This window comes from Escherichia sp. 10290 (genome assembly GCF_030295155.1).
Classification (GTDB): domain Bacteria; phylum Pseudomonadota; class Gammaproteobacteria; order Enterobacterales; family Enterobacteriaceae; genus Escherichia; species Escherichia coli_F.
In genome coordinates, this window is sequence record NZ_AP025741.1 from 5,458,449 (window position 1) to 5,472,258 (window position 13,810).

Below are 13,810 nucleotides of genomic sequence, written 5' to 3' on the forward strand. Positions count from 1 at the left end.
AGAAAATTTTATCCAAAGCCAGTCCAGCGGACTGGCTTTTGCGGTTTTAGCGAATAATAAATTGCGTTACTTTGTCATTCTTTCACAACAAAAACAGGAAGGCAGAGGTGGGGCAGCGAATACCTGTAACGCTTGGTAATATTGCGCCGTTGTCGCTAAGGCCGTTCCAGCCTGGACGAATAGCTCTGGTGTGCGAAGGCGGCGGGCAGCGTGGAATTTTCACAGCTGGCGTGCTGGATGAGTTTATGCGCGCGCAGTTTAATCCTTTCGATCTTTATCTCGGCACATCTGCCGGGGCGCAGAACCTCTCGGCGTATATCTGCAATCAGCCCGGTTACGCGCGCAAAGTCATCATGCGCTATACCACAAAACGCGAATTTTTCGATCCATTGCGCTTTGTCCGTGGAGGAAATCTTATCGATCTCGACTGGCTGGTGGAGGCCACCGCAAGCCAGATGCCGTTGCAAATGGACACCGCAGCGCGGCTATTTGACAGCGGCAAATCGTTTTATATGTGCGCCTGTCGTCAGGATGACTACGCGCCGAATTACTTTTTACCAACCAAACAAAACTGGCTGGATGTGATTCGCGCCTCCAGTGCAATACCTGGCTTTTATCGTAGCGGAGTGTCGCTGGAAGGCATTAATTACCTGGATGGCGGGATCAGTGATGCGATCCCGGTTAAAGAGGCGGCAAGGCAGGGCGCAAAAACGTTGGTCGTTATCCGCACTGTGCCGTCACAAATGTACTATACGCCGCAGTGGTTCAAACGCATGGAACGCTGGCTGGGTGACAGTAGCCTGCAGCCGCTGGTCAATCTGGTGCAGCATCATGAAACCAGCTATCGTGAGATTCAGCAATTTATTGAGAAACCACCGGGCCAGTTGAGGATATTCGAAATTTATCCGCCGAAGCCATTACATAGTATCGCGCTCGGCAGTCGGATTCCGGCGCTGCGTGAAGACTATAAACTTGGGCGTTTATGCGGGCGTTATTTTCTGGCAACGGTCGGTAAGTTATTGACTGAAAAAGCGCCGCTGAGCCGCCATCTGGTGCCGGTGGTGACGCCGGAGTCGATCGTTATTCCGCCTGCACCCGTCGCCAACGATACGCTGGTTACCGAGGTGATAGACGCTCCACAGGCGAACGACCCGACATTTAACAATGAGGATTTGGCTTGATTTGCCGTTTTATCGACACCCACTGCCATTTTGATTTCCCGCCGTTTAGTGGCGATGAAGAGGCCAGCCTGCAACGCGCGGCACAAGCGGGCGTAGGCAAGATCATTGTTCCGGCCACCGAGGCGGCAAATTTTGCCCGCGTGCAGGCGTTAGCGGAAAATTATCAACCGCTGTATGCCGCTTTAGGGTTCCATCCGGGGATGTTGGAAAAACATAACGATGCATCGCTGGATCAGTTACAGCAGGCGTTGGGAAGACGTCCGACGAAGGTGGTGGCGGTGGGGGAGATCGGCCTGGATCTCTTTGGTGACGATCCGCAATTTGAGAGGCAGCAGTGGTTGCTTGATGAACAACTGAAACTGGCGAAACGCTACGATCTGCCGGTGATCCTTCATTCACGGCGCACGCACGACAAACTGGCGATGCATCTTAAACGCCAAAATTTGCCACGCACTGGTGTGGTTCATGGTTTTTCTGGCAGCCTGCAACAGGCCGAACGGTTTGTGCAGCTGGGCTACAAAATTGGCGTAGGCGGTACTATCACCTATCCACGCGCCAGTAAAACCCGCGATGTCATCGCAAAGCTGCCGCTGGCATCGATGTTGCTGGAGACCGACGCACCAGATATGCCGCTCAATGGTTTTCAGGGGCAGCCTAATCGCCCTGAACAGGCCGCCCGTGTGTTTGCCGTGCTGTGCGAGTTACGCCCGGAACCCGCGGATGAGATTGCCGAAGTGTTGCTTAATAACACGTATGCGGTGTTTAACGTTCGTGGGTAGTCTGCCCTTCGTAAGCCGGATAAGGCGTTCACACCGCATCCGGCAGTCGACGCACAATGCCTGATGCGACGCTGACGCGTCTTATCATGCCTACAAGTCTGTGCCGAACCGTAAGCCGGATAAGGCGTCACACCGCATCCGGCAGTCGACGCACAATGCCTGATGCGACGCTGACGCGTCTTATCATGCCTACAGGTCTGTGCCGAACCGTAGGCTGCATCCGCCATGTCACAAATACAGCGCCGGAAATATTAATCGGCTCACCCCGTGCTCCCGTAACGCATCAGCCAATTGCTCAACGTCTTCCGGCGTGGCGCTCGCCCAGCTTTGCGCCTCGCCATACACGCCGTGAGCATGAAACGCGTTCAGGCGTACCGGAACATCGCCAAGACCCTTGATAAACGCCGCCAGCTCATCGATATGCTGCAAATAATCCACGTGGCCTGGGATTACCAGCAAACGCAGTTCTGCCAGTTTGCCGCGCTCGGCAAGCAGACTAATGCTGCGCTTGATCTGCTGATTATCGCGTCCGGTTAGCTGTTGATGGCACGCGCCACCCCACGCTTTGAGGTCGAGCATCGCGCCGTCGCACACTGGGAGTAATTTTTCCCAGCCGGTTTCGCTCAACATGCCGTTACTGTCCACCAGACAGGTGAGATGGCACAGTTGCGGATCGTTTTTGATGGCAGTAAACAGCGCCACCACAAACGGCAGCTGGGTCGTGGCTTCGCCGCCGCTTACCGTTATCCCTTCGATAAACAGCACCGCTTTGCGGATATGTCTAAGCACCTCATCCACGCTCATGGATTGCGCCATCGGCGTGGCATGTTGCGGACACATCTTCAGACAGGTATCACACTGCTCGCAGACGGCTGCGTTCCACACTACTTTGCTGTTAATAATCTGCAACGCCTGATGCGGACACTGTGGCACGCACTTACCGCAATCATTACAGCGCCCCATCGTCCACGGATTGTGACAGTTTTTGCAGCGCAGATTGCAGCCCTGTAAAAACAGAGCCAGACGACTGCCTGGCCCGTCAACGCAGGAGAAGGGGATAATCTTACTGACTAAAGCGCATCTGCTGTTCATGGCTTATAACGCGCGGCTGGCGTTCCAGAATACGAGTGTTGCGTGCGGCTTCTTCTCCCAGCCAGGTGGTATTGGTACGTGAACCTTCGGCACGATATTTTTCTAAATCCGACAAACGCACCATATAACCGGTAACGCGAACCAGATCGTTACCGCTGACATTGGCGGTAAATTCACGCATTCCGGCTTTAAAGGCACCGAGGCAAAGCTGTACCAGCGCCTGCGGATTACGTTTGATGGTTTCGTCGAGCGTCAAAATGTCGCTGATGCCGGAATAATAATAAGCATGATGCGGGGCGACAGTTTGCAGATGGGTGATCGGATCTGGCTCATCGCCATACGGCAAACGCGCGCCCGGCGTGGTGCCGATATCGGAACTTATCCCCGACTGTGCGTGTAACATGGCGCGTTTTTGCCAGCCATATTTCACGGGGGTATTGGCGACAAACTCCGCCAGTTGCGCGCTAATGCGATAACCCACTTCATTTGCGGCGGCTTCTTTACCGTAACGTGCGGCAATTCCTTCTTTTTCACACAGCAAGTTAACCGCTTCCGCCAGCCCATACATGCCAAACATTGGCACAAAACGTTCAGGGTTAATCAGCCCTTCTTTCACCAGGAAGCTATTCTCAAAGAAGTGTGATTGTTGATAGAGGAATTCACACCGCGCATCGATGATGGCGATTTGCTGCTGGCAGTAGTGCGGTAGAGTGCGCGTAAAGAAGTCATCCAGCGATTCACTGCGCTCGGCAATGGCTTTCAGGTTGAGGCGTACCAGCGTACTGCCACCACCCGCTAACGGCAGTGAGTTGTAACAGCTCACAATCCCGTAGCTCCCTTTTGTGAAAATTTTATCATGCACGGGACCGTTGGCGATGTGCGGTTTGCTACATTCACAGATGTTTTTCGCCACTTCCAGCAGCAGGTCATCAGGGGTGATTTCAGGATCGTAGATAAAAGTCAGGTTCGGTGAAACCTGCTTCAGCTCTGCGTCTGCGCGTAAAATCGCACGGGTAATGGGTGAATCAGATGGGCCAATATTGGCGTGCATAAAGGCGTCTGGCAGGGTTCTGTCGAGGTAACGCCAGAAACGTTTTATTCGAATATCGATCTCGTCTTGTGTTAGAATTCTAACATACGGTTGCAACAACGCATCCAGTTGCCCCAGGTAGACCGGCATCGATGTGACCGAAGGAACGTGGTGGTAAAGAATGGTCAGCAGAGAGAGTGCGTCATCAAGATCTTTTGCGCCTTCCAGCTCCAGCCATTCGGAACCGTTGGCCAAAAAACGGGCGTAATCGGGTAAGACATAGCGCGGTTTATACGGCGCATGACCTTCAAACATATCGCAGATTACACCTTCATCCAGCGCGCGGCGGGCTTCGGCAGGAAGCTGTGGGTAAGGCAGATTGTTTTCTGCTTCCAGCGCCAGAAAATGGCGCTTCTGCTCCGGGCTAAGTACTGAGCTGGTGACAATTTGCTGGCAACGTTGTTGCAGTGCATTTTCATGAGAAGTGGGCATCTTCTGTTCCTTTTTATGCCGAAGGTGATGCGCCATTGTAAGAAGTTTCGTGATGTTCACTTTGATCCTGATGCGTTTGCCACCACTGACGCATTCATTTGAAAGTGAATTATTTGAACCAGATCGCATTACAGTAATGCAATTTTGTAAGTAGATTTCCTTAATTGTGATGTATATCGAAGTGTGTTGCGGAGTCGATGTTAGAATACTAACAAACTCGCAAGGTGAATTTTATTGGCGACAAGCCAGGAGAATGAAATGACTGATCTGAAAGCAAGCAGCCTGCGTGCACTGAAATTGATGGACCTGACCACCCTGAATGACGACGACACCGACGAGAAAGTGATCGCCCTGTGTCATCAGGCCAAAACTCCGGTCGGCAATACCGCCGCTATCTGTATCTATCCTCGCTTTATCCCAATTGCTCGCAAAACGCTGAAAGAGCAGGGTACCCCGGAAATCCGTATCGCTACGGTAACCAACTTCCCACACGGTAACGACGATATCGAAATCGCGCTGGCCGAAACCCGCGCGGCAATCGCCTACGGTGCCGATGAAGTTGATGTGGTGTTCCCGTACCGTGCGCTGATGGCGGGTAACGAGCAGGTAGGTTTTGACCTGGTGAAAGCCTGTAAAGAGGCTTGCGCGGCAGCGAATGTACTGCTGAAAGTGATCATCGAAACCGGCGAACTGAAAGACGAAGCGCTGATCCGCAAAGCGTCTGAAATATCCATCAAAGCGGGTGCTGATTTCATCAAAACCTCTACCGGTAAAGTGGCTGTGAATGCGACGCCGGAAAGCGCGCGCATCATGATGGAAGTGATTCGCGACATGGGCGTAGAAAAAACCGTTGGTTTCAAACCGGCGGGCGGCGTGCGTACTGCGGAAGATGCGCAGAAATATCTTGCCATCGCAGATGAACTGTTCGGTGCTGACTGGGCTGATGCGCGTCACTACCGCTTTGGTGCTTCCAGCCTGCTGGCAAGCCTGCTGAAAGCGCTGGGCCACGGCGACGGTAAGAGCGCCAGCAGCTACTAAGCTGCCTTTTGCCAGAGGGTGGATGCCGGATGCGGCGCGAACGCCTTATCCGGCCTACGGGACGATTGCCGTGTAGGCAGGATAAGAAGCGGTCAGCATCAGGCAATAACAACATCCGCCATCTGGCAACAACGCCTTCAAACTTATTCCACGGGAGGTTACCTTGTTTCTCGCACAAGAAATTATTCGTAAAAAACGTGATGGTCATGCGCTGAGCGATGAAGAAATTCGCTTCTTTATCAACGGTATTCGCGACAACACTATCTCCGAAGGGCAGATTGCCGCCCTCGCGATGACCATTTTCTTCCACGATATGACAATGCCGGAGCGTGTCTCGCTGACGATGGCGATGCGAGATTCAGGAACCGTTCTCGACTGGAAAAGCCTGCATCTGAATGGCCCGATTGTTGATAAACACTCGACCGGCGGCGTCGGCGATGTGACTTCGCTGATGTTGGGGCCAATGGTCGCAGCCTGCGGCGGCTATATTCCGATGATCTCCGGTCGCGGCCTCGGCCATACTGGCGGTACGCTCGACAAACTGGAATCCATCCCTGGCTTCGACATCTTCCCAGATGACAACCGTTTCCGCGAAATTATTAAAGATGTTGGCGTGGCGATTATTGGCCAGACCAGTTCACTGGCTCCGGCGGATAAACGTTTCTATGCGACCCGCGATATTACCGCAACCGTGGATTCCATCCCGCTGATCACTGCCTCGATCCTGGCGAAGAAACTGGCGGAAGGTCTGGACGCGCTGGTGATGGACGTGAAAGTCGGTAGCGGCGCGTTTATGCCGACCTACGAACTCTCTGAAGCCCTTGCCGAAGCGATTGTTGGCGTGGCTAACGGCGCTGGCGTGCGCACCACCGCGCTGCTCACCGATATGAATCAGGTGCTGGCCTCCAGTGCAGGTAACGCGGTTGAAGTTCGTGAAGCGGTGCAGTTCCTGACTGGTGAGTATCGTAACCCGCGTCTGTTTGATGTCACGATGGCACTGTGCGTGGAGATGTTGATCTCCGGCAAACTGGCGAAAGATGACGCCGAAGCGCGCGCGAAATTGCAGGCGGTACTGGACAACGGTAAAGCGGCAGAAGTCTTTGGTCGTATGGTAGCGGCACAAAAAGGCCCGACCGACTTCGTTGAGAACTACGCGAAGTATCTGCCGACAGCGATGCTGACGAAAGCAGTCTATGCTGATACCGAAGGTTTTGTCAGTGAAATGGATACCCGCGCGCTGGGAATGGCAGTGGTTGCAATGGGCGGCGGTCGCCGTCAGGCATCTGACACCATCGATTACAGCGTCGGCTTTACTGATATGGCGCGTCTGGGCGACCAGGTAGACGGTCAGCGTCCGCTGGCGGTTATCCACGCGAAAGACGAAAACAGCTGGCAGGAAGCGGCGAAAGCGGTGAAAGCGGCAATTAAACTTGCCGATAAAGCACCGGAAAGCACACCAACTGTCTATCGCCGTATCAGCGAATAACGGTATACTGATCTGATCATTTAAATTTGAAGCACTGAGTACGGAGAACATATGAAACGTGCATTTATTATGGTGCTGGACTCATTCGGCATCGGCGCTACAGAAGATGCAGAACGCTTTGGTGACGTCGGGGCTGACACCCTGGGTCATATCGCAGAAGCTTGTGCCAAAGGCGAAGCTGATAATGGTCGTAAAGGCCCGCTCAATCTGCCAAATCTGACCCGTCTGGGGTTGGCGAAAGCACACGAAGGTTCTACCGGTTTCATTCCGGCGGGAATGGACGGCAACGCTGAAGTTATCGGCGCGTACGCATGGGCGCACGAAATGTCATCCGGTAAAGACACCCCGTCTGGTCACTGGGAAATCGCCGGTGTCCCGGTTCTGTTTGAGTGGGGATACTTCTCCGATCACGAAAACAGCTTCCCGCAAGAGCTACTGGATAAACTGGTCGAGCGCGCTAATCTGCCGGGTTACCTCGGTAACTGCCACTCTTCCGGTACGGTCATTCTGGATCAGCTGGGCGAAGAGCACATGAAAACCGGCAAGCCGATTTTCTATACCTCCGCTGACTCCGTGTTCCAGATTGCCTGCCATGAAGAAACTTTCGGTCTGGATAAACTCTACGAACTGTGCGAAATCGCCCGTGAAGAGCTGACCAACGGCGGCTACAACATCGGTCGTGTTATCGCTCGTCCGTTTATCGGCGACAAAGCCGGTAACTTCCAGCGTACCGGTAACCGTCATGACCTGGCTGTTGAACCGCCAGCACCGACCGTGCTGCAGAAACTGGTTGATGAAAAACACGGCCAGGTGGTTTCTGTCGGTAAAATTGCAGACATCTACGCTAACTGCGGCATCACCAAAAAAGTGAAAGCGACCGGCCTGGACGCGCTGTTTGACGCCACCATCAAAGAGATGAAAGAAGCGGGTGATAACACCATCGTCTTCACCAACTTCGTTGACTTCGACTCTTCCTGGGGTCACCGTCGCGACGTTGCCGGTTATGCTGCGGGTCTGGAACTGTTCGACCGCCGTCTGCCAGAGCTGATGTCTTTGCTGCGCGATGACGACATCCTGATCCTCACTGCTGACCATGGTTGTGATCCGACCTGGACCGGTACTGACCATACCCGTGAACACATTCCGGTACTGGTTTACGGCCCGAAAGTAAAACCGGGTTCGCTGGGGCACCGTGAAACTTTCGCGGATATCGGCCAGACTCTGGCAAAATATTTTGGTACTTCTGATATGGAATATGGCAAAGCCATGTTCTGATGGATTTGGGCGGAGCAGTGACTCCGCCTTTAATATGTCACAAAAAGGATAAAATGATGGCTACTCCACACATTAATGCAGAAATGGGCGATTTCGCTGACGTAGTTTTGATGCCAGGCGACCCGCTGCGTGCGAAGTATATTGCTGAAACTTTCCTTGAAGATGCTCGTGAAGTGAACAACGTTCGCGGTATGCTGGGCTTCACCGGTACTTACAAAGGCCGCAAAATTTCTGTAATGGGCCACGGTATGGGTATCCCGTCCTGCTCCATCTACACTAAAGAACTGATCACCGATTTCGGCGTGAAGAAAATCATTCGCGTTGGTTCCTGTGGTGCAGTTCTGCCGCACGTAAAACTGCGTGACGTAGTGATTGGTATGGGTGCCTGCACCGATTCCAAAGTTAACCGCATCCGTTTTAAAGACCATGACTTTGCCGCTATCGCTGACTTCGACATGGTGCGTAACGCAGTGGATGCAGCTAAAGCACTGGGCATTGATGCTCGCGTTGGTAACCTGTTCTCCGCTGACCTGTTCTACTCTCCGGACGGCGAAATGTTCGACGTGATGGAAAAATACGGCATCCTCGGTGTGGAAATGGAAGCGGCTGGTATCTACGGCGTCGCTGCAGAATTCGGCGCGAAAGCCCTGACCATCTGCACCGTATCTGACCATATCCGCACGCACGAGCAGACCACTGCCGCTGAGCGTCAGACTACCTTCAACGACATGATCAAAATCGCACTGGAATCCGTTCTGCTGGGCGATAAAGAGTAATTGTGTTTCGCTGAAAGGCGATTGTCGTGTGAAGCCGGAGCGGGAGACCGCTCCGGCTTTTTAGTATCTATTCATCAATAGCGACTGATTTATAGATTTACTATTATTTTTCATATGGATAGAAAATTAAATCCATTCGAGTATCTATTCACGAAACTATTCATTTATGTTCAGCCGTCATCCAGTAAGGGCATATCAGCAACTCTGGCGGACAACCATAAATTCCTGCCATTTTGTTTTTGATGTTTGAACTAAGCCGTTCCGTCTTTTCGATTTGTTTTAGAGAATTAATCGAGATACCCAACATTTTACTAACTTCAGCAAGTGATAGTTTATGCCTGATACGCACGGCGGTTAGCCAGGATATACCCTGGCTGAACATTAAATTGATAATCTCCCGTTCCTGGTTCTTCAGATCGATCATATTTCCTTCCCTGGATATTTTAATCAGCGAGTTACCGTACCGCTCCCGCTATCCACGTCGACAACTCCCGTAGCTCTTTTTCCTGTTCAGGGAAGTCAACCAACAGCGCTTCACACTCTTGTTGCAGCATGTCCGCGCGGTACAGGCAGCCTTGCAGTCGTCCGGCGAGAGCTTCCAGAGGTGCGGGGTTGAGGCTATCGGTAAACACCTGGGCGCGGGTGATATGGCCTTTTTCGACGTCGAAATGCAGTTCTACGCCGCCCCAGGTAAAGCGTTCATCCAGCAGATGCGAGAACGCTGGAGCCTGTCCGAAATTCCATTCCCAGCTACTCTGGCGGGCAAAGGTTTCGGCGAAGTTCGGCAAGTCCGGCGTTTTGTCCGGGGAGATAATTTCCGCTTCTACACGCTCGCCATAATGGGCGAAAAAGGCTTCGGATATGGCCTCGCAAACCTGCTCATGGGTAATTCCCGGCAGCAATTCGGTCAGATTGGTCACGCGGGAACGTACCGACGTAATGCCTTTCGCCGCCAGTTTCTTTTTATCCGGGTTGAGATAGTTTGCCAGGCGGCTAAGGTCGGCATTGAGTAGCAAGGTGCCGTGATGGAAGCCACGATCTTTGGTTTCGCGATAGGCCGAGCCTGAGACTTTACGGTCGCCTTCGGCGGTTTTCACCACCAAATCGTTACGTCCGGACGCTTCGGCGCTGACACCGAGCGCGTTCAGTGCATTGAGCACAATCGAGGTGGAGATCGTTTTATCGTATTCCGGCTTGCCAGCCATGAAGGTAAAACAGGTATTGCCGAGATCGTGGAACACCGCGCCGCCACCGCTACTGCGCCGTGCCAGGCGAACGTTATCTTCTTCCATCCGCCGGGTATTACACTCTTTCCACGGGTTCTGCGCGCGACCAATCACTACCGTGTCGGCATTGCGCCAGAGAAACAAAACGCGCTGCGTGGCGGGCATCTGGCGAAAAATACACTCCTCTACCGCCAGGTTAAACCACGGGTCGTAAGAGTCAGAGATGAGCAGGCGTAATGTGGACATAACGATTTCCTTTCTTGTAGTAATGGGTCACTCTTTTTTCTCGCTTTCTTCCTCTTCCGGCACCGGTTTGCTGGCGGTTAACAGGAAGGGGGATTGCTGCCAGCGGGTGCGTTTACCCTGTAGCAGCGTGCGGGTCAGCACTACGCCGATTGCCAGCGAGAGCAACAACATCAGGCGTAAAATGTTAGTGGTGTTATCCACCTGTTGAGCTTCGGTGGCGAGCGTATGGGTGTCGAGCGTCAGGCGCAGATAGCCAAGCGGACCATTTTTCCCTGCAATGGGTTCGACAATCTGCTGGTTAAAATAGCCGCCCGCTTTTTTACCGTCGAGCGCCAGCCGGTCACGCACTTCGACGCTTTCGCCAGAACGGGCGATAAGATCGCCTTGTTCGTCATACACGCCCGCGTCGAGGATGCGGCTTTCATCCGTTAACTGATCGAGGATCGCCTGAATACGTTTTTCATCCGGCGAGTCGGTACGCATCAGCGGCGCAACGTTCAGCGTCACCTGCCGCGCCAGGGTGCGGGCCAGTTCTTCCAGCTGCGGATTACGCTGTCGCTGGTGGTTTTGACTAAACCATGATGCCCCCTGCATCAGCGCCACTAACAAGGCAAGACAGAACAGGACAATCACTGCCCGATGCAGCCGGAATTTCAGTTTTGTGCGAGCCATCTTCCACCCTTTGAAAATTTGAGACTTAATGTTGCCAGAAGCAATGGATACAAGGTAGCCTCATGCGTTATTTTCCCTGCTTCGAACGATTTTACAGGAGCCTTAATGCCTAACATTACCTGGTGCGACCTGCCTGAAGATGTCTCTTTATGGCCTGGTCTGCCTCTTTCATTAAGTGGTGATGAAGTGATGCCACTGGATTACCACGCAGGTCGTAGCGGCTGGCTGCTGTATGGTCGTGGGCTGGATAAACAACGTCTGACCCAATACCAGAGCAAACTGGGCGCGGCGATGGTGATTGTTGCCGCCTGGTGCGTGGAAGATTATCAGGTGATTCGTCTGGCAGGTTCGCTTACCGCCCGGGCTACGCGCCTGGCCCATGAAGCACAACTGGATGTCGCGCCGCTGGGGAAAATTCCGCATCTGCGCACGCCAGGTCTGCTGGTGATGGACATGGATTCCACCGCCATTCAGATTGAATGTATTGACGAAATTGCCAAACTGGCCGGAACGGGCGAGATGGTGGCGGAAGTAACCGAGCGGGCGATGCGCGGCGAACTCGATTTTGCTGCCAGCTTGCGCAGTCGAGTGGCAACGCTGAAAGGCGCTGACGCCAATATTCTGCAACAGGTGCGTGAAAATCTGCCGCTGATGCCAGGCTTAACGCAACTGGTACTCAAGCTGGAAACGCTGGGCTGGAAAGTGGCGATTGCCTCCGGCGGTTTTACCTTCTTTGCCGAATACCTGCGCGATAAGCTGCGCCTGACCGCCGTAGTAGCCAATGAACTGGAGATCATGGACGGTAAATTTACCGGTAATGTGATTGGCGACATTGTAGACGCTCAGTATAAAGCGAAAACCCTGACCCGCCTGGCGCAGGAGTATGAAATCCCGCTGGCGCAAACCGTGGCGATTGGCGATGGTGCCAACGACCTGCCGATGATCAAAGCGGCAGGTCTGGGGATTGCCTACCATGCCAAGCCAAAAGTGAATGAAAAGACGGAAGTCACCATCCGTCACGCTGACCTGATGGGGGTATTCTGCATCCTCTCTGGCAGCCTGAATCAGAAGTAATTGCCCGCCCGTCATCCTGCGGGCGGCACAGCATTAACGAGGTACACCGTGGCAAAAGCTCCAAAACGCGCCTTTGTTTGTAATGAATGCGGGGCCGATTATCCGCGCTGGCAGGGGCAGTGCAGCGCCTGCCATGCCTGGAACACCATCACCGAGGTGCGTCTTGCTGCGTCGCCAACGGTGGCGCGTAACGAGCGTCTCAGTGGCTATGCCGGTAGCGCCGGGGTAGCAAAAGTCCAGAAACTCTCCGATATCAGCCTTGAGGAGTTGCCGCGTTTTTCCACCGGATTTAAAGAGTTCGACCGCGTATTAGGCGGCGGCGTAGTGCCAGGAAGCGCTATTCTGATTGGCGGTAACCCAGGCGCGGGGAAATCCACGCTGCTACTGCAAACGCTGTGCAAACTGGCGCAGCAGATGAAAACGCTATATGTCACTGGCGAAGAGTCGCTGCAACAGGTGGCAATGCGCGCTCATCGCCTCGGCCTGCCGACTGACAATCTCAATATGTTGTCGGAAACCAGCATCGAACAGATCTGCCTGATTGCCGAAGAAGAGCAACCGAAGCTGATGGTCATTGACTCCATCCAGGTGATGCATATGGCGGATGTTCAGTCATCGCCTGGCAGCGTGGCACAGGTGCGTGAAACGGCGGCTTATCTGACGCGCTTCGCCAAAACGCGCGGTGTGGCGATTGTCATGGTGGGGCACGTAACCAAAGATGGTTCGCTGGCTGGCCCTAAAGTGCTGGAACACTGTATCGACTGTTCGGTGCTTCTGGACGGCGATGCCGACTCCCGTTTCCGCACCTTACGCAGTCATAAAAACCGTTTCGGCGCGGTGAATGAGCTGGGCGTCTTCGCGATGACTGAACAGGGACTGCGTGAAGTTAGCAACCCTTCCGCCATCTTCTTAAGTCGCGGCGATGAAGTGACCTCCGGCAGCTCAGTGATGGTGGTGTGGGAAGGAACGCGTCCGCTGCTGGTGGAGATCCAGGCGCTGGTCGATCACTCGATGATGGCGAATCCACGCCGCGTCGCAGTAGGGCTGGAGCAAAACCGTCTGGCAATCCTGCTGGCGGTGCTTCACCGTCACGGTGGCCTGCAAATGGCCGATCAGGATGTGTTTGTGAACGTGGTCGGTGGCGTGAAGGTAACCGAAACCAGTGCCGATTTAGCATTACTGCTGGCGATGGTTTCCAGCCTGCGTGACAGACCGCTGCCGCAGGATCTGGTGGTGTTTGGTGAAGTCGGGCTGGCAGGTGAGATCCGTCCAGTGCCCAGTGGCCAGGAACGAATCTCTGAAGCGGCGAAACACGGTTTTCGGCGGGCGATTGTTCCGGCAGCCAACGTGCCGAAAAAAGCGCCGGAAGGGATGCAGATTTTTGGCGTTAAAAAACTCTCCGACGCGCTTAGCGTGTTCGACGACTTATAATGAGAGATAGGG

The 13,810-nt window shown here is 53.7% G+C and carries 13 protein-coding genes; 8 read left to right on the forward strand and 5 right to left on the reverse strand.

Annotation, left to right across the window (positions count from 1 at the left end; genetic code table 11):
• Nucleotides 1-107 precede the first annotated feature (107 nt).
• Together QUE74_RS27160 and QUE74_RS27165 are read left to right on the forward strand one after the other, a co-directional pair.
• Nucleotides 108-1,181, forward strand: coding sequence for a patatin-like phospholipase family protein (locus tag QUE74_RS27160; RefSeq protein WP_000531528.1), 1,074 nt, complete (start codon nt 108-110; stop codon nt 1,179-1,181).
• Nucleotides 1,178-1,960 (forward strand): metal-dependent hydrolase, encoded by a 783-nt coding sequence (locus QUE74_RS27165; RefSeq protein ID WP_000563035.1) that lies wholly within the window; start codon nt 1,178-1,180, stop codon nt 1,958-1,960. Before QUE74_RS27160 ends, QUE74_RS27165 begins: the two co-directional genes overlap by 4 nt.
• 228 nt (nt 1,961-2,188) lie before the next feature.
• Here QUE74_RS27165 and QUE74_RS27170 read toward each other — a convergent pair whose 3' ends face one another.
• Nucleotides 2,189-3,052, reverse strand: coding sequence for a YjjW family glycine radical enzyme activase (locus QUE74_RS27170; RefSeq protein WP_001088435.1), 864 nt, complete (start codon nt 3,050-3,052; stop codon nt 2,189-2,191).
• Nucleotides 3,024-4,574 carry a YjjI family glycine radical enzyme gene (locus QUE74_RS27175; RefSeq protein WP_001143282.1) on the reverse strand — a complete coding sequence of 517 codons (1,551 nt, stop codon included), beginning with the start codon at nt 4,572-4,574 and terminating at the stop codon, nt 3,024-3,026. Before QUE74_RS27175 ends, QUE74_RS27170 begins: the two co-directional genes overlap by 29 nt.
• A 258-nt stretch (nt 4,575-4,832) precedes the next feature.
• On the opposite strand from QUE74_RS27175, the gene deoC reads away from it, so the two are divergent.
• The 4 genes from deoC (at nt 4,833) to deoD (ending at nt 9,149) form a co-directional block, all read left to right on the forward strand.
• On the forward strand, nt 4,833-5,612 hold the full coding sequence (gene deoC, locus QUE74_RS27180; protein WP_001295412.1) for a deoxyribose-phosphate aldolase: 780 nt from the start codon (nt 4,833-4,835) through the stop codon (nt 5,610-5,612).
• A gap of 163 nt (nt 5,613-5,775) precedes the next feature.
• On the forward strand, nt 5,776-7,098 hold the full coding sequence (gene deoA, locus QUE74_RS27185; RefSeq protein WP_000477811.1) for a thymidine phosphorylase: 1,323 nt from the start codon (nt 5,776-5,778) through the stop codon (nt 7,096-7,098).
• A 51-nt stretch (nt 7,099-7,149) separates the two neighbouring features.
• Entirely contained in the window at nt 7,150-8,373 is a 1,224-nt protein-coding gene (gene deoB / locus QUE74_RS27190) for a phosphopentomutase (protein ID WP_000816471.1), read from the forward strand.
• A 56-nt stretch (nt 8,374-8,429) separates the two neighbouring features.
• Nucleotides 8,430-9,149: a purine-nucleoside phosphorylase gene (deoD, locus tag QUE74_RS27195; protein WP_000224877.1), complete on the forward strand. Its 720-nt coding sequence runs from the start codon at nt 8,430-8,432 to the stop codon at nt 9,147-9,149.
• Between the two features lie 160 nt (nt 9,150-9,309).
• Here deoD and QUE74_RS27200 read toward each other — a convergent pair whose 3' ends face one another.
• Genes QUE74_RS27200 through QUE74_RS27210 form a run of 3 tightly spaced genes read right to left on the reverse strand, consistent with a single transcriptional unit; the run spans nt 9,310 to nt 11,293 of the window.
• The gene (locus tag QUE74_RS27200; RefSeq protein ID WP_000566247.1) at nt 9,310-9,573 is read right to left on the reverse strand and encodes a helix-turn-helix domain-containing protein; all 264 of its coding nucleotides are present in this window, start codon (nt 9,571-9,573) and stop codon (nt 9,310-9,312) included.
• Nucleotides 9,574-9,604: 31 nt separating this feature from the next.
• Nucleotides 9,605-10,621 carry a lipoate--protein ligase gene (gene lplA, locus QUE74_RS27205; RefSeq protein WP_000105841.1) on the reverse strand — a complete coding sequence of 339 codons (1,017 nt, stop codon included), beginning with the start codon at nt 10,619-10,621 and terminating at the stop codon, nt 9,605-9,607.
• A gap of 27 nt (nt 10,622-10,648) precedes the next feature.
• Nucleotides 10,649-11,293 carry a YtjB family periplasmic protein gene (locus QUE74_RS27210; RefSeq protein ID WP_000124615.1) on the reverse strand — a complete coding sequence of 215 codons (645 nt, stop codon included), beginning with the start codon at nt 11,291-11,293 and terminating at the stop codon, nt 10,649-10,651.
• 105 nt (nt 11,294-11,398) lie between these two features.
• On the opposite strand from QUE74_RS27210, the gene serB reads away from it, so the two are divergent.
• Together serB and radA are read left to right on the forward strand one after the other, a co-directional pair.
• A complete protein-coding gene (gene serB / locus QUE74_RS27215) occupies nt 11,399-12,367 on the forward strand; it encodes a phosphoserine phosphatase (protein WP_001132947.1) in 969 nt (322 codons plus the stop codon).
• A gap of 48 nt (nt 12,368-12,415) precedes the next feature.
• A complete protein-coding gene (gene radA / locus QUE74_RS27220) occupies nt 12,416-13,798 on the forward strand; it encodes a DNA repair protein RadA (protein ID WP_001029698.1) in 1,383 nt (460 codons plus the stop codon).
• Nucleotides 13,799-13,810 lie beyond the last annotated feature (12 nt).